Origin of the sequence: Streptomyces misionensis, from assembly GCF_900104815.1 — a bacterium.
GTDB classification, from domain to species: Bacteria; Actinomycetota; Actinomycetes; order Streptomycetales; family Streptomycetaceae; genus Streptomyces; species Streptomyces misionensis.
In genome coordinates this window covers 1566082-1584429 of sequence record NZ_FNTD01000004.1, presented here as the reverse complement: position 1 = coordinate 1584429, position 18348 = coordinate 1566082, and the positions used below count along the sequence as shown (strand labels likewise).

The 18348-nt window shown below is 72.8% G+C and carries 19 protein-coding genes; 8 read left to right on the top strand and 11 right to left on the bottom strand.

The genetic code is table 11. The annotated features are described in order from the left end of the window. Positions 1 to 58: 58 nt before the first annotated feature. Both modB and modA read right to left on the bottom strand, forming a co-directional pair. Positions 59 to 946, bottom strand: a complete 888-nt coding sequence (gene modB, locus BLW85_RS08720) for a molybdate ABC transporter permease subunit (RefSeq protein WP_074991760.1) — start codon at positions 944 to 946, stop codon at positions 59 to 61. Beyond that, positions 943 to 1764: a molybdate ABC transporter substrate-binding protein gene (gene modA / locus BLW85_RS08715; RefSeq protein WP_070028343.1), complete on the bottom strand. Its 822-nt coding sequence runs from the start codon at positions 1762 to 1764 to the stop codon at positions 943 to 945. Before modA ends, modB begins: the two co-directional genes overlap by 4 nt. Positions 1765 to 1968: 204 nt before the next feature. Here modA and BLW85_RS08710 point away from each other — a divergent pair, with 204 nt between their 5' ends. Further along, on the top strand, positions 1969 to 2451 hold the full coding sequence (locus BLW85_RS08710) for a molybdopterin-dependent oxidoreductase (protein WP_074991759.1): 483 nt from the start codon (positions 1969 to 1971) through the stop codon (positions 2449 to 2451). Between the two features lie 13 nt (positions 2452 to 2464). On the opposite strand, the gene BLW85_RS08705 is transcribed toward BLW85_RS08710, so the two are convergent. From BLW85_RS08705 to BLW85_RS08685, 5 genes are all read right to left on the bottom strand, one after another. Beyond that, positions 2465 to 2857, bottom strand: a complete 393-nt coding sequence (locus BLW85_RS08705; RefSeq protein ID WP_074996024.1) for a TOBE domain-containing protein — start codon at positions 2855 to 2857, stop codon at positions 2465 to 2467. A gap of 22 nt (positions 2858 to 2879) precedes the next feature. Beyond that, entirely contained in the window at positions 2880 to 4838 is a 1959-nt protein-coding gene (locus BLW85_RS08700) for an APC family permease (RefSeq protein WP_070028340.1), read from the bottom strand. Positions 4839 to 5107: 269 nt separating this feature from the next. Next, positions 5108 to 5662: a hypothetical protein gene (locus BLW85_RS08695; RefSeq protein ID WP_074991758.1), complete on the bottom strand. Its 555-nt coding sequence runs from the start codon at positions 5660 to 5662 to the stop codon at positions 5108 to 5110. A 261-nt stretch (positions 5663 to 5923) separates the two neighbouring features. Then, complete coding sequence (locus tag BLW85_RS08690; protein WP_070028338.1) at positions 5924 to 6130, bottom strand: DUF5999 family protein; 207 nt, start codon at positions 6128 to 6130, stop codon at positions 5924 to 5926. A 276-nt stretch (positions 6131 to 6406) separates the two neighbouring features. After that, positions 6407 to 6994, bottom strand: a complete 588-nt coding sequence (locus BLW85_RS08685) for a hypothetical protein (RefSeq protein ID WP_070028337.1) — start codon at positions 6992 to 6994, stop codon at positions 6407 to 6409. Between the two features lie 570 nt (positions 6995 to 7564). Between BLW85_RS08685 and BLW85_RS08680 the strand changes: the two genes are divergently transcribed. Together BLW85_RS08680 and BLW85_RS08675 are read left to right on the top strand one after the other, a co-directional pair. Further along, positions 7565 to 9082 (top strand): glutamate-cysteine ligase family protein, encoded by a 1518-nt coding sequence (locus tag BLW85_RS08680; RefSeq protein ID WP_074991757.1) that lies wholly within the window; start codon positions 7565 to 7567, stop codon positions 9080 to 9082. A gap of 105 nt (positions 9083 to 9187) precedes the next feature. After that, positions 9188 to 9988 (top strand): CPBP family intramembrane glutamic endopeptidase, encoded by an 801-nt coding sequence (locus BLW85_RS08675; protein WP_074991756.1) that lies wholly within the window; start codon positions 9188 to 9190, stop codon positions 9986 to 9988. Between the two features lie 12 nt (positions 9989 to 10000). On the opposite strand, the gene BLW85_RS08670 is transcribed toward BLW85_RS08675, so the two are convergent. Then, a complete protein-coding gene (locus BLW85_RS08670) occupies positions 10001 to 10813 on the bottom strand; it encodes a PhzF family phenazine biosynthesis protein (RefSeq protein ID WP_074991755.1) in 813 nt (270 codons plus the stop codon). 81 nt (positions 10814 to 10894) lie between these two features. Further along, positions 10895 to 11284, bottom strand: coding sequence for a VOC family protein (locus tag BLW85_RS08665; protein WP_070028332.1), 390 nt, complete (start codon positions 11282 to 11284; stop codon positions 10895 to 10897). A gap of 162 nt (positions 11285 to 11446) precedes the next feature. Between BLW85_RS08665 and BLW85_RS08660 the strand changes: the two genes are divergently transcribed. The 4 genes from BLW85_RS08660 to BLW85_RS08645 all read left to right on the top strand — a co-directional run bounded on the left by BLW85_RS08660 (position 11447) and on the right by BLW85_RS08645 (position 15261). Next, on the top strand, positions 11447 to 12127 hold the full coding sequence (locus BLW85_RS08660; RefSeq protein WP_074996023.1) for a PadR family transcriptional regulator: 681 nt from the start codon (positions 11447 to 11449) through the stop codon (positions 12125 to 12127). Between the two features lie 297 nt (positions 12128 to 12424). Further along, positions 12425 to 12988 carry a Clp protease N-terminal domain-containing protein gene (locus BLW85_RS08655; RefSeq protein WP_239697802.1) on the top strand — a complete coding sequence of 188 codons (564 nt, stop codon included), beginning with the start codon at positions 12425 to 12427 and terminating at the stop codon, positions 12986 to 12988. A gap of 72 nt (positions 12989 to 13060) precedes the next feature. Then, a complete protein-coding gene (locus BLW85_RS08650; protein WP_070028330.1) occupies positions 13061 to 14074 on the top strand; it encodes an EamA family transporter in 1014 nt (337 codons plus the stop codon). 209 nt (positions 14075 to 14283) lie between these two features. Then, on the top strand, positions 14284 to 15261 hold the full coding sequence (locus BLW85_RS08645) for a DMT family transporter (protein ID WP_074991754.1): 978 nt from the start codon (positions 14284 to 14286) through the stop codon (positions 15259 to 15261). Here the strand turns inward: BLW85_RS08645 and BLW85_RS08640 are convergent. Beyond that, entirely contained in the window at positions 15248 to 15928 is a 681-nt protein-coding gene (locus tag BLW85_RS08640) for a pyridoxamine 5'-phosphate oxidase family protein (RefSeq protein ID WP_070028326.1), read from the bottom strand. The genes BLW85_RS08645 and BLW85_RS08640 overlap by 14 nt on opposite strands. 57 nt (positions 15929 to 15985) lie before the next feature. Here BLW85_RS08640 and BLW85_RS08635 point away from each other — a divergent pair, with 57 nt between their 5' ends. Further along, positions 15986 to 17317: an aminotransferase class I/II-fold pyridoxal phosphate-dependent enzyme gene (locus tag BLW85_RS08635; protein ID WP_074991753.1), complete on the top strand. Its 1332-nt coding sequence runs from the start codon at positions 15986 to 15988 to the stop codon at positions 17315 to 17317. Here the strand turns inward: BLW85_RS08635 and BLW85_RS08630 are convergent. Beyond that, entirely contained in the window at positions 17308 to 18300 is a 993-nt protein-coding gene (locus tag BLW85_RS08630; RefSeq protein WP_208624825.1) for a DMT family transporter, read from the bottom strand. The genes BLW85_RS08635 and BLW85_RS08630 overlap by 10 nt on opposite strands. Between the last annotated feature and the right edge of the window lie 48 nt (positions 18301 to 18348).

Below are 18348 nucleotides of genomic sequence, written 5' to 3'. Positions count from 1 at the left end.
GGTTCGCGATCCTTCGCCACGGGTCTCATGGGCGTCGTGCGCCGTCCTGCCGGCATGGTCACACCCCTGTCAGCCATCGGTCGCGCAGTCCCGCCAGCACCGCGATGGAGACGGCCAGCAGCACCAGGCTCAGGGCGATCGCGGCCTCGGGGTCGTTCTGCAGGGCGAGGTAGACGGAGAGGGGCATGGTCTGGGTGCGGCCGGGGAAGTTGCCCGCGAAGGTGATCGTGGCGCCGAACTCGCCGAGGGCGCGCGCCCAGGCCAGCACCGCGCCCGCCGCGATGCCGGGCGCGATCAGCGGCAGCGTGACCCGGCGGAACGCGGTGAACCGGGAGGCCCCAAGGGTGGTCGCGGCCTCCTCGAAGCGCGGGTCCGCGGCGCGCAGGGTGCCCTCGACGCTGATGACGAGGAACGGCATGGCGACGAACGCCTCCGCGATGACGACGCCCGCGGTGGTGAACGGCAGCGTGATCCCGAACCAGGAGTCCAGCCACTGGCCGACGACGCCGTTGCGGCCCAGGGCGAGCAGCAGGGCCACACCGCCGACGACCGGCGGCAGCACCAGCGGCAGGGTCACCAGGGCCCGCACGAGGCCGCGTCCCGGGAAGTCGGTGCGGGCCAGCAGCCAGGCCAGCGGCACGCCGAGGACCAGGCTGACGGCGGTCGCCGCGGTGGCGCTGACCAGCGACAGCTGGAGCGCCTGCCACACCTCGGCACTGGTCAGCCGGTCCGGCAGGCTGCGCCAGGGCGCGCGCACCAGGAGCGCGAGCAGCGGCACCAGCAGGAACGCCAGGGCCAGTACGCCGGGGAGCAGCAGGGGCAGCGGCGCGCCGCGGCGGCCCGCGGCGGTGCGCCGGGCGCTCGTGCCCCCGGTGGCGGTACGGCGGCGCCGCGGCCGGTCCGTGCGGAGGCCGGTCGCGGCGCCGGGTTCGAGGGGAGGGGTCACGGCTTGAGGAACCCGGCCCCGCCCAGCACCTTCTGGCCCTCGGCGGAGCGCACGAGGGCGATGAACGCCTTGGCGGCCCCGGCGTTCTCCGAGTTCTTCAGCAGGGCGATCGGGTAGTCGTTGACGGCTTCGGCGGACTCGGGGAACTCCACGCCCTCCACCTTGTCACCCGCGGTGTGCACATCGGTCTTGTACACCACCGCCGCGTCGGCCTCCTTGAGTTCCACCTTGTTCAGGGCGCTCTTGACGTCCTGCTCGTAGGAGACCGGGGTGAGCGTGAGGTGGGCGGCGTCCAGGGCCTTCTGCGCGGCGGCGCCGCACGGCACCGTCTTGTCGCACAGGACGACCTTGAGGCCGGGCCTGGCGAGGTCCTTGAGGGAGGCGACCTTGCCGGGGTTGCCGGGCAGGGTGGCGATCTCCAGCTGGTTGCGGACGAAGGTGGCCGGGGTGCCGGCCGCGTCCCCGGCGTCGGTGACGGTCGCCATGGTCTTGGGGCTGGCGGCGGCGAAGACGTCGGCGGGGGCGCCGCTGGTGATGCTCGCGGCGAGGGTGTCGCTGCCGCCGAAGTTGAACCTGACCTTGGTGCCGGGATGCCGCCGCTCGAACTCCTTGCCCAGGGTGGTGAAGCTCTCCTGGAGCGAGGCGGCGGCGAAGACGGTGACCGTGCCGGACGGCTTCGAGGAGGCCGGACCGGACGTGTCCGAGGCGGCGCCCGACGAGTGGGTCGAAGAGGAACAGGCGCTGAGGGCCAGCAGGGCGGCGGCTCCCGTGCCGGCCGGCCGCAGCACTCGCCGGGTCCGGCGCATGGAACGGGTCATCACGGATCTACTCCCTGGATCGACGGAACGACGGTCGCGCCCTGACAGGCCGCTGTGTTCGGCCTTGCCGTGATGATACTGCCGCATCTGCCAGGTGTAAGTCCCTTGTTGCTTCGCATGAGCCATGATCCTTATCGGAGTGGCTTGCATGTGCGTTTGTATGGCACCCGGCGGCGGGTACCGTCCAGCCGGAGGTGGTCGCAGGTGACCCTCGCCCGGCTCGCCCTGACCGGTGATCTCGTGAGACCCGCCCGGCTGACCGTGCCGGACCTGCTGTCCTGGCCGCAGCACCGGGTGGCCGTCAGCTTCGAGTGCGCGACCAGCGGCATGCGGCACCACCGGTTCACCGGGCCGCGGCTGTACGACGTCCTGGCCGACGCGGGGCCCGGCTTCGACCCGGGGCGCCGCAAGGACCGGCTGCGCTTCCTGATCGCCGTCACCGGCACCGACGGCCACCACGCGCTGCTGTCCTGGGCCGAGATCGACCCGGACTTCGCCGACGCCCCGGTCCTGCTCGGGGTGAGCATCGACGACACTCCGCTGGACGCCGCCGGCCCCCAGCTGGTGCTGCCCCAGGACCGCTGCGGTGCCCGGCACATCAGCGGGATCACGGCGATCCGGGTGGACGGGGGGTACGGAAGCGCCGGGCCGGCCCCGGCCGCCGCCGCGCGGGCCCCGGCACGGTGAGGAACGGCGGTGGTCAGGCGCGGTCGATGTGCACGTTGGTCGACTTCACCCGGGCCGTGGCCTCCATGCCGACCTCCAGGCCGAGTTCCTCGACGGCCTCGCGGGTGAGCAGGGACACCAGCCGGTGCGGGCCCGCCTGGATCTCCACCTGGGCGGCCACGTCACCGAGCTTGATCGCGGTGACGATGCCGGGGAAGGCGTTGCGCACGGAGGTGTAGGAGGGCTCCTCCTCGCCGCCGCCCTTGGCCAGTTCGACGGAGAACGCGGCCAGGTCCCGGCCGTCGATGAGCCGCCTTCCCGCCTCGTCGCGATGGGTGGCCACCCGGCCCGCGTCGGCCCAGCGGCGGGCGGTGTCCGGGCTGACGCCGAGCAGCCGCGCCGCCTGGCCGATGGTGTAGTCCTGCATGGCGATCACCATAGGGCCGGGCTCAGCCCGTGTGCACACGCGGCCGGCGGGCCCGGTCCGGCTCGGCCTCGCGCAGCACCTCGCGGGTGACCGGGGCGACCTCGCCCTGCCCGAAGAGGAAGAAGCGCAGGAAGTTGGCGAACGGGCTGCCCTCGGTCCACTCGAAGTAGATGTGCGGAGTGCAGCCGGTGACGTCGCGGACGTGCAGCAGCAGCGCCGCCAGGGCGTTGGGGATGGAGGCCGACTCCAGGGTCAGCACCCGGTACCGCTCGTGCAGCACCTCGCCGCGCACGGTCAGGCTTGCCTCGAATTCGGACGGGTCGGTGACCGTGACCTCGACGAAGACGAAGTCCTCCTGCTCCGGCATGTCGTTGTCGGCGCGGATCTGCTCGATCTTGTCCCGGTACTCGGCCTTGTCGCGATGGCCGGGCTCATTGGCGATGAACCGCATCTTCCGGCTGGCCATGTCCCGGATGAAACGTTCAGCCAGCGGGTCGAGCGTCACGCTGGTCACCCGCAGCTCGAAGGCGCGGGCCAGCCGGGACAGCAGCGAGACCAGGATGATGCCGACGATGAAGCAGGCACCGATCTTCACACCGTCCGGCCGCTCGATCACGTTGACCACCGTGGTGTACAGGAACACCACCGAGATCACCGCGAAGCCGATCGTCCACCGGCGCTGCCGCGCCTTGCGGGCGGCGATGGTCACCGCGATCGCCGCGGAGCTGATCAGCACCAGCACGCCGGTGGCGTAGGCACCGCCCTGTTTGTCGACATTGGCGTCGAAGATCCAGGTCACCAGGAACGCGATCAGCGTGAAGACGATGACCATCGGGCGCACCGCCCGCGCCCAGTGCGGGGCCATGCCGTACCGGGGCAGATAGCGCGGCATCAGGTTGAGCAGCCCCGCCATGGCGGACGCGCCGGCGAACCACAGGATGGCGATGGTCGAGACGTCGTAGACCGTGCCGAAGGCGCCGCCGAGGTACTGGTGCGCGAGGTAGGCGAGGGCACGGCCGTTGGCCTGGCCGCCCGGCTTGAACTCCTTCTCCGGGATCAGCAGGGTGGTGATGAAGCTACTGGTGATCAGGAACGCGCTCATGATGACGGCGGCGGTGGTCAGCAGCTTCTTGGCGTCCCGGATCCGGCCGGTCGGGTGTTCCTCGGTGTCGCCCGGGTCGCCCTTGACGTGCGGCATGACGGCCACACCGGTCTCGAAGCCGGACAGGCCGAGGGCGAGTTTCGGGAAGACGATCAGCGCGACGCCGATCATCACGAAGACATTGCCGTGTTGCGTGGTCAGGGCGTTGGTCCAGTCGGTGACCACGTGCTCGGCGGTGAGGACGTGCCACAGGCCCACGATCACGACGACCAGGTTGAGCGCGAGGTAGACGCCCACCAGGGTGACCGCGACGCCGATCGCCTCCAGGAAGCCCTTGAGGAACACCGCGCCGAGCAGCGCCACCAGCAGCAGGGTGATCAGCATCTGCCGGCCGTGCAGGGCGTTGGTCAGATGCGGGTTCTCCACCAGGTGGGTGGAGGCGTCGGCGGCGGACAGCGTGATGGTGATCAGGAAGTCCGTGGCCGCGAACCCCAGCAGGGTGAGCACGAACAGCTTGCCCTTCCAGAAGGACAGCAGCCGCTCCAGCATGGCGATGGAGCCCTCGCCGTGCGGACTCTCCTCCGCCACCCGGCGGTAGACCGGCAGGGCGCCGGCCAGGGTCACCAGCACCAGCACGATGGTCGCCAGCGGCGAGACCAGACCGGCCGCCAGGGCCGCGATGCCCGGCTGGTAGCCGAGGGTGGAGAAGTAGTCGACACCGGTCAGGCACATCACCCGCCACCAGCGCTGGCCCTTGTGCGGGGGCTCGGGCTGGGCGTGCGGTCCGGTGTGGCCACCGCTCTTGCCCATGTCGGACAGGCCCTCCAGCATCCAGGCGCGCAGGCGGCCGGTACTCGGAGGGCGCTCGGTCGTGGCCATTCGGTGTGCTCCTGAGGTGGGGCTCAGCTCTTTTCGGCCATCCCACGGACGGCGGCACCAGCGTAAGCAGAGAGTGACGCCATGGCCCCCGGATCCAGGGCCGGTGGGCGTCAATCTTGCGTTAAGAATGGCCCGGTGACGTCGCAGGCGCATCAAGAAGGAGCGGAGCCGGGGAGGGTCGAGGGGCGCCTCCGGGGGTGGGGGAGCGGACACCGAGTGTCATCGCGGGGGAGGGGGACCGGTCGTCCGGGAACGCTCGTGAGGGGACCTCATTCCAGACCGGACGCCTTGAACACGGCCAGCGCGGTCTCCCGGTCCACGCGGTGGGCGAGCCGGTGCAGGGCGGTGGTGCCGCAGCGCAGGGTGCCGGAGGCCTCGGCCTGCCGGGCGCCCTCGGCGAGCCGGTACCACAGGCCGGGGTTGCGGATCAGCACCTCGGGGTCGATCTCCATCCGGTTCCCCAGGGCGTCGCGCAGCATCAGACGCTGGGTGACGCCGTCCACCGGGTACACCACCGCGAGCAGATCGGTGCGGATCCGGCGGGTGCGCAGCAGGCGCCTGCCGGCCAGCCAGCCGTCACCGGCGGTGATCCTCGCCGGGTAGAGGACGAGGCCCAGCAGGGCGGCCAGCGCGCCCCACAGCAGACCGCGCCACCAGGTGAGGGAGCCGGCGGCGGCGTCGATGCAGAGCAGCAGCACGAACAGGGCGACGGCACAGCGCACCGCGGTGCGCACCTCACCGGCCCAGCCGCGGTCGTACGCGATCGGTCCGGCGGGTGGGGTAGGGCTCGTCACCCGGGGCCGGGTGTCGTCGCTGTGCTTCATGACTCAGACGGTAGACACCCTCGGGCCGGACGGCACAACGCCTTGACGGCGCGCTGACGGCCGGACCGGGTTTCTTGACGGGACGTGAACGGGGCGGGCGGAGGTTGGGGCGTGTCGCGGACCACGAGGGCGCGCACCGGCGCCCCGGGTCCCGTGGCGCCGAGGATCTCCCCCGGTACCGCGGCCGGCCGGGCATGCGTCGGGGCCGGCCGCACCGGGTGGGTGCGGCCGGCCCCTGCCGTCCTCGGAGCGGTGCCCCGTTCAGGCGGCCGTCATCACCTCGCCCGCGCCGAGCGGGCGGTGCGGGGCGATGACGCGGCCGTCGGGCAGCAGCTCACCGGTGTCCTCGAAGAGCAGGACGCCGTTGCACAGCAGACTCCAGCCCTGTTCCGGGTGGTGCGCCACGAGGCGGGCGGACTCCCGGTCGGCGGACTCGGCCGGCGGGCACGGTGGCTGGTGCTTGCACATGGGTGGGATCTCTCGCTCTGTGGTGGTCATGGCCGTCCCCCCGTAAGTAGTCGGTCGGAACCCAGTGTTGCCCTCGGGGCGTGGTTCCGCAGGGATTTCGAGGCAGCGCTTCCCACAGGTTGAGGACGCATCACCCGGGCGGGCGGTTCAACCCAACTGCACTGTCAATTCGGGTGGTTCGTGGTGGCCGAAGCGGACTAGTCCGTCGGTGGCGCCGGGTGCGGACGCCACCGTACCCCGCCGCCTCGGGGCCGCGGGGTACGGGTGGGACGGGGTTCAGGCGGCGGGTGAGCCGAGCAGCGGGAGGCGGCTGGCGCGCAGGGCCAGTACCGGGAGCAGATCGGCGACCCGGTGCGGCAGATGGGCCGCTATGCCGGGCGGCGCCGGGGCGAGCGGTACCAGCAGATCGGTGTCGGCGGGACCCCCTTCCGTGCCGTCGCCGGTGATGTCGCCGTGCAGCCACAGGGTGAGCATGTAGAGGCCGGGTATCGACAACAGTCTTGGCTGGTAAGGAAGTTGAAGATTCCCCGCCTGCTGGAGCGCGAGTTCGGTGGAGGCGACGTAGGGGCCCTCGAAGAAGTGCGAGAAGGTCCAGCCGTCGGGGGTGAGCATCGTCTCGGCCGCGGCCACCGCACGGTCGCCGCAGCGGATCAGGAAGCGCCAGCCGGTCAGCCGGGTGGTGGCCGGACCCGGCGCGGTGAGTCCCTCCAACACATGGACGGGCAAAGGGAGTTCGGGCTCCGTCGGACCCTGCGCGGCACGCAGGGAGGGAGTGCGCGCCTCGCGGACCGCGGTGGGCGAACCGAGGGCGGCGAGGACGGAACGCAGGGCGGGCGCGGGGGCAGGAGGAACGTGCAGCGGCATGGTGGGTCGCCTCTCATTCGACAGGCGCGGCGGCGCGAGGGAGGTGGGGCGGACGGCGCTGTCTGCTCACGGAAGGCCGGAGAGGTGGGGGCCGGGTCGGTGAAGAACGAGGGTGCGGCTCGCCCTGCCGTCCGTCAACCGGCGCGGCAGGAATGCGGCAGGACCAGGACCGAGGGCGCCACCCTCCCGCCTTGTGGACGAAGTTTATACGACGTGTGTTCAACCGGAGTTTCAGCTATCGGATTCCGGCGGAGCCCGCAAGGCGAAATCAGGCCGTCGATATGCGGAATTCCTCCCGATTTCCGGACCGGTCACACACCGTTGACCTCGGCGTACGCTCCGGTAGCGGACGGCCGAAAGGCGTCGGCGTTTTTCACCGGGACGTCCGGGGCACCCGGAGGTGCAGCTGCGGCATGCCCCGTGAATGTGCCGCGGGGAACATACCGACAGCGTAGCGGGGGTCCGGGCGGCGTGTGACGTTATCGATCGCTTTCACTGGGCATTACTCCACCTGACCCGCCAGCCCCGGCGGCCGGAACGCCGGCCCGCCCATCCGAGGAGGAAAATTCGATGGGGGAGAAGGTCGTGGCAGGGCAGTTCGACCTGTCCGATCGCCAGCGCTACCGCGAAAAGCTCCAGAAGTGCCTGACGGGGCTGGAGCGGCTGCTGGTCGAGAAGCGATTCGACCGCCCGAAGAACCTCATGGGCGTGGAGATCGAATTGAATCTCGCCGGTCCCGACGGCATGCCGAAAATGTTGAACGGCCAAGTGCTCGAACGGATCGCGAGCCGTGACTTCCAAACGGAACTCGCGATGTTCAATCTGGAGGTGAACATCGCGCCGCACCGGCTGGGCGGCCGGGTCTTCGACCGGCTCGCCGAGGAGCTGCGCACCTCGCTCGCCTATGCCGACCGCAAGGCCACGGAGGTCGACGCGGGCATCGTGATGATCGGCATCCTGCCCACCCTGGACCGGGACGACCTGGTCTCCTCGAACCTCTCCGAGGTCGACCGCTACACCCTGCTCAACGACCAGATCGTGGCCGCCCGCGGGGAGGACTTCCGGCTCGACATCGAGGGTGTGGAGCATCTGCGCTGCACCTCCAAGTCCATCGTCCCGGAGGCCGCCTGCACCTCCGTGCAGCTGCACCTCCAGGTCACCCCGGACCGGTTCGCCGACGTGTGGAACGCGGCGCAGGCGGCGAGCGCCGCGCAGATCGCCGTGGGCGCGAACTCGCCGTTCCTGTTCGGGCACGAGCTGTGGCGCGAGTCCCGGCCCCCGCTCTTCCTCCAGTCCACCGACACCCGGCCGCCCGAACTCCAGGCGCAGGGCGTACGGCCGCGCACCTGGTTCGGCGAGCGGTGGATCACCTCGGCGTACGACCTGTTCGAGGAGAACCTGCGCTACTTCCCGGCGCTGCTGCCGATCCGCGACGACGAGGAACCGCTTAAGGTCATCGAGGCCGGGGGCACACCGAAGCTGGCGGAGCTGGTCCTGCACAACGGCACCATCTACCGGTGGAACCGGCCGGTGTACGGCGTCGCGGACGGCGTGCCGCACCTGCGGGTGGAGAACCGGGTGCTGCCGGCCGGGCCGACCATCACCGACGTGATCGCCAACGCGGCGTTCTACTACGGCCTGGTGCGTGCCCTCGCCGAGGAGTCGCGGCCGGTGTGGACGCGGCTGCCGTTCGCCGCGGCCGAGGCCAACTTCGACGCGGCGTGCCGCTACGGCATCGACGCGCGCTTCGTCTGGCCGCGCCGGGGCCGGTACGGCGGCACGGGCGAGGTCGACGCGGTCACCCTGGTCCGCGACGAGATGCTGCCGCTGGCCGCCGCGGGGCTGGACGCGTGGGGCGTCGAGCCCGCCGACCGCGACCTCTACCTCGGTGCCATCGAGGAACGCTGCCGGCGCCGGGTCAACGGCGCGTCCTGGCAGGCGGCCACCTTCCACCGCGCGCTGGAGCAGGGCATGTCCCGCGACGCCGCCCTCGCCGCGACGACGCGCCGCTACGCCGAGCTGATGCACGTGGGGGAGCCGGTGCACATGTGGCCGGTGGGGCTGCCGGAGCCGGTGCCGCTGGGGTGAGGTGGCCGAAGGGGGGGGTGGTGGCCCGGCCGGTGGCCCGGTGACGTGTTCTCCCAGGTGCTTCTGCGATCCTTGCGGGCAGGGTCGCGAGGTCGGGAGGCAGGGGTGCAGGTGGAGGCTGAGCCGGGAGTCGACCGCGGGGTGCCGCAGCGCGGGGCCGGGCGGATCCTGCGGGACGAGACGATCCTCGTGCTCGCGCTGTCGCTCGGCGCGAGCGGGGTCTCCGCGCTGATCAGCTTCATCGGCTCGGTCACCAGACCGGGCGGCCTGAAGGACCAGGCCGCCACCCTCAACGCCTCGGCCGCGCCGGGCCGCCCCTGGCTCGACCTCGCCTGGCAGCTGTTCGGCATCGCCACCGCCCTGGTCCCGGTGGCCCTGGTCGCCCACCTCCTGATCCGCGAGGGCAGGAGCCTGCGCACCCTGGGCTTCGACCGCACCCGACCCGGCCCCGACCTCCTCCGCGGCGCCGCGGTCGCGGCCGTGATCGGCAGCACCGGCATCGCCTTCTACCTGGCCGCCCGCGGCCTCGGCTTCAATCTCACCGTCGTGCCCGAGGCACTGCCGTCCGTGTGGTGGAAGTACCCGGTGCTGATCCTGTCCGCGGTGCAGAACGCCGTACTCGAAGAGGTCATCGTCGTCGGCTATCTGCTGCGCCGGCTCGGTCAGTTGGGCTGGACCACCGGGGCCGCGCTGGTGGCCAGCGCGGTCCTGCGCGGCTCGTACCACCTCTACCAGGGCATCGGCGGCTTCCTCGGCAACCTGGTCATGGGCGTGGTGTTCGTCTGGCTGTACCGCCGCTGGCGCCGGGTCGGCCCGCTGGTCGTCGCCCATTCGCTGCTCGACATCGGCGCGTTCGTCGGCTACGCCCTGCTCGCGGGCAGGGTGGGCTGGCTGCCGACGGCCTGAGCTCCCGGCCGGTCAGGCGTGCAGGTCGCCCTCGATGACCGTGACCGCGCGGCCGGTGAGCAGGGTCCGGTCGCCGCGTAGCCCGGTGCGCACCAGTCCGGTGCGGCGGGATGCCTGGAGGCCGGTGAGGTCGTCGCGGCCGAGGCGGGCGGACCAGTGCGGGGCGAGCGCGGTGTGCGCGCTGCCGGTGACCGGGTCCTCGTCGATGCCGACGTTCGGGAAGAAGCAGCGGGAGACGAAGTCGTAGCCCAGTGACGGGTCTTCGGCCCGTGCGGTGGCGATGATGCCGCGGGTGGAGTAGCTGCCGAGCGCCTTGTGGTCGGGGGCGAGACCGAGGACCGTCTTCTCGTCGGCCAGCTCCACCAGCAGGTCGCCGACGTTCGGGCCGGTGTCGAACGCGGCGACCGGCTCCGCGCCCAGCGCCCCGGCGACCCCTTGCGGCACCTCGACCGGGGTGAGCGGGGCGGTGGGGAAGTCGAGGGTGATCGAACCGTCCCCGGCCGGGGTGGCGATCAGCACGCCGCTGCGGGTGGCGAACCGCACCGGACCCTCGTGGGCCCCGGTGGTGTGCAGGACGTGCGCGGTGGCCAGCGTGGCGTGCCCGCACATCGCGACCTCGGCGACGGGCGTGAACCAGCGCAGCGCCCAGTCCGCCTCGCCGCCCGCCGGGAGCCGGTGGGTGAACGCCGTCTCGGCGTGATTGACCTCCATGGCGACGTTCTGGAGCCAGTCGTCGGCCGGGAAGACGTCGTCCAGGAGCAGTACGCCCGCGGGGTTGCCCGCGAAGGGCCGGTCGGTGAAGGCGTCCACGATTCGAATGCGCATGTCACGAAGCTAGCGGCGGTGACGACCCGGTGCCCAAGGCCAATTCGCGGGTCCTGGCCTGCTTCCGGACCGGCGGGCCGGTCAGCGGAGGTAGTCCGCGCGCCCCTCGTCGTCGAGTTCGAAGGGGCCGTCGGGGATGACGCAGAACTCGTTGCCCTCGGGATCCGCCATCACCAGGAACCCGCCGTCGTCGTACCCCTCCACCCGGCGTCCGCCGAGCGCCTCGACGCGCTGCTGCTCCGCGGCCGGGTCGGGTGAGGTGACGTCGAAGTGCATGCGGTTCTTCGCGGACTTGGGCTCGCCGGTCCGCTGGAAGCCCAGGCCCAGGCCGTTCTCGCGCCGCAGCCACACGTAGGGCCCCGTGCGGCCCACGACCGGCCGGCCGAGCAACTCGGACCAGAACGCGGCAAGCCGCTCGGGGTCGGCGGCATCGACGATGAGGGCATTGATCTGCAGAGGTGAGTCGGTCATGCCCCTGATGCTCTCAGGGGTACCGGACCGCTCGGCCCGCGTCAGCTCGTTTGCGCTTCCGAAAGGGCCTTGGCAGGCGATCGGTTCCGATATATCGTTGAGGCATCGCGAACGATACGCGAGACAGACGTGACAGATCAGCGATGGAATGGAGTGATCGCGATGCGTACGCATGGACACGAGCACGGTGGCCACCGGCACGAGGGCTTCGGCCGGCGCGGCGGCCCGGGGATGGGCGGCTTCGAGGCCCGGCGTGCCGCCTTCGGGCCGTTCGGTCCCGGGGGACCGGGCGGCCCCGGGGGCCCTGGTGGTCCTGGGTTCGGCGGGCCCGGTCTCGGCGGTCCCGGTTTCGGGCCGGGGTTCGGGCCCTGGGGGCATCGGGGGCGTGGCGGGCCGAGGGGGCGGGCGCGGCGCGGTGACGTGCGGGCCTCGATCCTGGCCCTGCTCAAGGAACGGCCCATGCACGGCTACGAGATGATCCAGGAGATCGCCGAACGCACCGGCGGTGCCTGGAAGCCCAGCCCCGGGTCGGTCTACCCCACCCTCCAGATGCTGGAGGACGAGGACCTGATCGTCAGTGAGAGCGAGGGCGGGAAGAAGCTGTTCTCCCTGACCGACAGCGGGCGCGCCGCCGCCGAGGAGGGGGCGGACGCGCCGTGGGAGGCGGCCTCGCGAGGGGTCGACTGGGAGGCGCTCGGCGAGATCCGGCAGGCCGGGTCCGGGCTGATGGAGGCGTTCGGGCAGGTCTTCAAGACCGGCACGAAGGAGCAGCGCGAGAAGGCGCTCACCGTCATCAACGATGCCCGCAAGAAGCTGTACCTCATCCTCGCCGACGAGGACTGAGGACCGCTGAGCACGGCGGACGGGCGCCCCGCGGAGTGACGGCCGCGGGGCGCCTTCCCGTGTCCCCGCCCGTCCCGCCCCGCTCGTCTCGGACGGCCAATGCGCCGGGCCTGCGGGGCGGTCGTCGTCGGCCGGTCTCCCGGGTCACCGGCAAACCGGCGCGCGCCGTCGGGGCGCGACGGCGGAAATCTCCTCCCCAAGGATGAGATTCCGGCCGGTGATGTCCACTCTGTGTGGGACGCCCAAATGGTTCCCGTCGTGGATGACTCGGCCCGTTGTGACTGATGGGGTGGGGTTGTGCACTTCCGTACCGCCCGTCCGACCGCCCCTGGAACCGAGGGGGCGCACTCCCATCCGGACGCCGCCGGGCTCGGCGCCGAGCTCGCGGCGGTGGTCGCCGGTGCCCGCCGCAGGGCCGTCCGGGACGGCGACCGGCACGTCGACACCGCCCATCTGCTGCACTCGCTCCTCGAACAGGACCCCGAGGTGCGCTCCGTCGTGGGCGGCCCCCCGCAACTCGCCCGGCTCCTCGGCTACCTGGTGCAGCGCAGCATCGGTTACGGACTGCGCTGGCAGGGCAGCGTCGAGGACTCGGGCGCGCTGCCCGTCGTCCCGCGTCCCGCCACCGGCGAGGCCGGGGACTGGTCGCCGGCCGCGGCCGCCGCGCTGACCCATGCCCGGGAGCGCGCGCGGCGCCGCGGTGAGCGAGGGGCCACCGGGTCCGATCTGCTCGCCGGGCTCGTCGCCGACCCGGCCTCCCGGGCCGTCGAGGTGCTCGAACGCGCCGGTGTCCACGCCGATGGACTGACCGCCCGCATCGCGGCCCGCGCGGGGGAGTTCGTCCAGGACGCGAGCTGCTGAGAACCGTCCCGCAGTCCATCCCGTGAGACAGGTGTCAACGGGGGTGACGCTCCTGACGCCGCCTGTCATCATGTGCCGGTGCGTACGACGGAGAGCAGGAAGAACGGTCGGGCGGGCGATGGCAGAGGGGTGGGCCTCGGCCTCGCGCTCGTCTCCGCGCTGGCCTTCGGCGGGTCCGGGGTGGCCGCCAAACCGCTGATCGAGGCGGGCCTCGACCCGCTGCACGTGGTGTGGCTGCGGGTGGCCGGCGCCGCCGTGGTCATGCTGCCGGTCGCCGTACGGCACCGCGCGCTGCCGCGCCGCCGCCCCGCGCTGCTCGCCGGGTTCGGACTGCTCGCCGTGGCCGGTGTCCAGGCCTGCTACTTCGCCGCCCTGTCCCGCATCCCGGTGGGCGTGGCGCTGCTCATCGAGTATCTGGCGCCCGCGCTGGTGCTCGGCTGGGTGCGGTTCGTACAGCGACGGCCCGTCACCCGCGCCGCCGCCCTCGGCGTGGTCCTCGCGGCGGGCGGCCTCGCCTGTGTGGTGGAGGTCTGGTCGGGGCTGAGTTTCGACGCGCTCGGGCTGCTGCTCGCGCTCGGCGCCGCCTGCTGCCAGGTCGGCTACTTCGTCCTCTCCGACCAGGGTGCCGACGCGGGCGAACGGGCGCCGGACCCGCTCGGCGTGATCGCCTACGGCCTGCTGGTGGGCGCCCTGGTGCTGACCGCCGTCGCCCGCCCCTGGCAGCTGGACTGGTCCGTCCTCGCCGGCTCCGCGCGGATGAACGGCACCGCCGTACCCGCCCTCGCCCTGCTGGTCTGGATCGTGCTCGTCGCCACGGTGCTCGCCTACGTCACCGGGGTGCTGTCGGTGCGACGGCTCTCCCCGCAGGTCGCCGGGGTGGTCGCGTGCCTGGAAGCGGTGATAGCGACGGTGCTGGCCTGGGTGCTGCTCGGCGAGCACCTGTCCGCGCCGCAGGTCGTCGGCGGAGCCGTCGTCCTGGTCGGCGCCTTCACAGCCCAGTCCGCCGCGCCCGCCGAGGCACCCGCGCGACCGGTCGCGGCGGGCGGCCCCGACCGGGAGTTGTCCCGGCACCGCACGTCCGCCTAAAGTGCTGATCATGCCGTCCACGCTCGTTCTTCCGCCCCCCGCCGCCTGAGGCGGGCCTCCGGGACATCCGCCCGGCGCGATGAGCGCCGGGCCGGACGGTGCTGCCCGCAGACGAAGTCCGCGCGCCCCGCTCCAGCGGGTCGCCCCCGAACTTCCGCACCCCCGTGGTGCGTTTCTGCGGAGAAACTCTCTTGTCGAACGTATCGAACGTGTCGAACGCCGCCTCCGGCCTGCCGGTCGGACGCGGCCTGCTCTATCTGATCGTCACCGGGGCCGCCTGGGGCACCGCGGGCGCCGCCGCCTCGCTGGTCTACCGGACCAGCGACATGGGTGCCCTCGGCCTCTCCTTCTGGCGCTGCGCGCTGGGACTCCTGCTGCTGCTCGCCGGCCGGGGCCTGCGCCCGAGGACCCGCCCGGCCGCGGCCGGACCGCTGTCGCACCGGGTGCTGCGGGCCCTCGCCACCGGCCTCGGCCTCGCGGTGTTCCAGACCGCCTACTTCGCGGCCGTGGCGGCCACCGGGCTCGCCGTGGCCACCGTCGTCACCCTCGGCGCGGGCCCCGTGCTCATCGCACTGGGCGCCCGGCTGCTGCTCGGTGAACGGCTCGGCGCGGGCGGTGTCCTGTCGGTCGCCGGAGCCCTCGCCGGGCTCGCCGTGCTGACCTTCGGCGACTCCGCCGCGACGGTCCGCCCGGCCGGCGTGCTGCTCGCACTGCTGTCGGCCGCGGGCTACGGCGCCATGACCCTGCTGACCCGCTGGTGGGGCCGGGACGGCGGCGCGGACGCCTCCGACACCACCGTGTGGTCGTTCGCGGTGACCACCCTGTGTCTGCTGCCGTTCGCCCTGCACGAGGGGCTGCTCCCGCACACCGCCCACCCGGCCCGGCTGCTGTGGCTGCTGTGCTACATCGCCGCCGTGCCCACGGCACTCGCGTACGCCCTGTACTTCGCGGGCGCGGCCGTCGTGCGGTCGGCCACCGTCTCCGTGATCATGCTCCTGGAGCCGGTGACCGCGGCCGTGCTCGCGGTGCTCCTGCTAGGCGAGCGGCTCACCCCCGGCACCGCGGTCGGCACCCTGCTGATGCTCACGGCGGTCGCGGGCCTCACCGTGAGCGAGGCGACCCTGCGCAGGGCGGCCCGCGCGAGTGGCGCGGACGAGGGGAGCCTGCCCGGCCTCAGCGCCCGGTGAGGTAGTCCGGCAGCTCGATCCCGGACGTCAGGTCGGCGTTCGGGACCGGGGCCTCGTAGCCCTTGCGGAGCGGGACGACACCGGCCCAGTGGGGCAGGGCGAGGTCCTCGGGTTCGTCGTTGGCGCCGCCGGTGCGGACCTTCGCCGAGACCTCCTGGAGGTCCAGCCGGATCACCGCGGTGGCGGCCAGTTCCTTCTTGTTGGCCGGCCGGGAGTCGGCGGCGCGCCCCGGCACCACGTGGTCCACCAGCGCGTCCAGGGCCAGCCGCCGCTCCTCGGGTTCGGTGACCTCGTACGCGGTGCCGTGCACCACCACCGAGCGGTAGTTGATCGAGTGGTGGAAGGCGGAGCGGGCCAGCACCAGGCCGTCGACATGGGTCACGGTCACGCACACCGCGAGGCCCGGGTCGGGCGCGCCGGCCATCCGCAGCGGGCGCGAGCCCGTCGAGCCGTGGAGGTAGAGCCGCTCGCCGACCCGGCCGTAGAGCGTCGGCAGCACCACGGGCGCGCCGTCACGGACGAAGCCCAGGTGGCAGACGTAGCCCTCGTCCAATATCGCGTGCACCAGTTCCTTGTCGTACGAGGCGCGTTCCGCGGAGCGCGTGGGCACGGTGCGGTCGGTGGGGGTGTAGACGGCGGACTGTGTGTCGGCGGTGGTGCCCGGCATGGCGGTCCCTCCAGGGCGAAGCTGCATCCAGCATTGCACTAGTGCATAATTGGTTTTGTGCTAGGAGAGTATCGGATCGAAGGGCGCGGCGCAGCAGAGATCGCGGCCGATGTGGAGCGCGCGGTCGGCGCGGGACAGCTGCGGCCGGGTCAAGCCCTGCCGCCCATGCGGGAGTTGGCGACCCGGCTGGGGGTGAATCCGAACACCGTGGCGGCCGCGTACCGCACCCTGCGCGAGCGCGGGGTGATCGAGACCGCGGGGCGGCGCGGCAGCCGGGTGCGGCCCAAGCCCGTCACCACCGGACGCGACCAGCTGCGGGTGGAAGTGCCCCCGGGCGCCCGCGACCTGTCCACCGGCAACCCCGACCCGGCCCTGCTGCCCCGCCTCGCCCCGGCGCTCGCCGCGGCGGCCGGGGCGGGGGACCGGCGGCCCGTCCTCTACGGCGACGACCCCGTCGACCCGGAGCTGGCCCGCATCGCCCGCGCCGAACTCGACGCCGACGGCGTTCCCGAGGCGCCGCTCACCGTCACCTCCGGCTCCCTGGACGCCATCGAACGCGTCCTCGCCGCCCACCTCAGGCCGGGCGACGCGGTCGCCGTCGAGGACCCCGGGTGGGGCAGCGTCCTCGATCTGATGCCGGCACTGGGCCTGTCCACGGTCCCGGTGACCGTGGACGACGACGGACCGTGCCCCGACGGCCTCGCCCGCGCCCTGGCCGCCGGCGCCCGCGCGCTGATCCTCACCACCCGGGCCCAGAACCCGACCGGCGCCGCGGTGACCGCCGAGCGCGCCGCCGCCCTGCGCGCGGTGCTGCGCGAGCACCCGGGGACCCTGCTCATCGAGGACGACCACGGTCACGGCATCGTGGACGTGCCGCTCCACCCCCTCGCGGGCACCACCCGGCACTGGGCCTTCCTGCGCTCGGCCGCCAAGGCGTACGGCCCCGACCTGCGCCTCGCGGTCCTCGCCGGCGATCCCGTGACCGTCGACCGGGTGCGCGGGCGCCAGCGCCTCGGCCCGGGCTGGGTCAGCCTGCTGCTCCAGCGCGCGGTGGTCCATCTGTGGGCCGGGGGCGCCGTGGACCGGACGGCGGTGGCCGGGTCGTACCGGGCCCGGCGCGAGCCGCTGATCGACGCACTCGCCCGGCGCGGCGTCGAGGCCCACGGGCGCAGCGGCATGAACGTCTGGATTCCGGTACCCGACGAGACCACCGCGGTGGCCCGCCTCCTCCAGTCGGGCTGGGGCGTCGCCCCCGGCGCCCGCTTCCGCCTCGCCGGGCCCCAGGCCGTCCGCGTCACGGTCTCCCCGCTCACGCCGGCGGACATCGAGCCGCTGGCGGACGCGATCGAGGCGGCGGTGCGCCCCTGGCCGGCCCGCGTCTACGGCTGACGGGGGGCCGGCGACGGGCGCGGGACCGCGGTGCCCTGGACCCGGGCGCCCTTCCTCGGCCGCACCTGCGTCAGGGCCGCTCCGGCGAGCACGATCACCGCTCCCACCGGAGTGTTCCAGCGCAGCGACTCGCCGAGGATCGCCACCCCGGCAGCCGTGGCGATGACCGGGATGAAGTACGTCACCATCTGCGCGGTGGTGGGCCCGACCTCGGCGACGAGCCCGTACTGGATGAGCACGGCGAGCCCGGTGCCCAGCGCGCCCAGCGCGGCGATCGCGAGCAGCGGCACCACCGCGAAGTGCCGGGGCATACCCGTGAACAGGGGTGTCACCACGGCGAGTTGCACCGTCGCCAGCAGCAGCTGCCCGCCGGTCATCGACAGGTGCGAGTTCCCCGTGCCGGCCAGCGTCCGCCGGACGTAGATCCAGCCCACCGGGTAGCTCAGCGAGGCGAGCAGGGCCATCGCCGTACCGGTGGCGTCGAGGCCGTGGAAGCCCTGCCATGCGCCGAGGACCGTCAGCACCCCGAGGAAGCCGAGGCCGAGCCCGGCCACGCGGACCCGGGTGGGCCGGTCCTCGGAGAGGGCGACCACGGACAGCAGCATGCCCCACAGGGGCGAGGTCGCGTTGCAGATGCCGGCCAGGGTGGAGGGGATGGTCAGCTCGGAGTAGGCGAAGAGGGAGAACGGCAGGGCGTTCAAGAAGAACGCGGCGACCGCCATGTGCGCCCACAGCCGGCCCCCGCGCGGCAGCCGCTCCCGCTTGACCGCCATCGCCGCCACCAGCACCGCCGTGCCGAACACCAGTCGGCCGAGGGTGACCTGGAACGGCGCGTACCCGCTCGTGCCCACCTTGATCAGCAGGAAGCTGAAGCCCCAGATCAGGGAGAGGGCGCCGAAGCGGAGCCGCCAGTCGAGGCGGGGGCGGGCCGGGGCGGGTGCGGCGGTGGGGGACTGTGTCCGGGTTGCGGTGACCGTGCTCATGACGACAACAATGCTGGAGCAAACCTCGTAGCACAATCGAGAAATCCC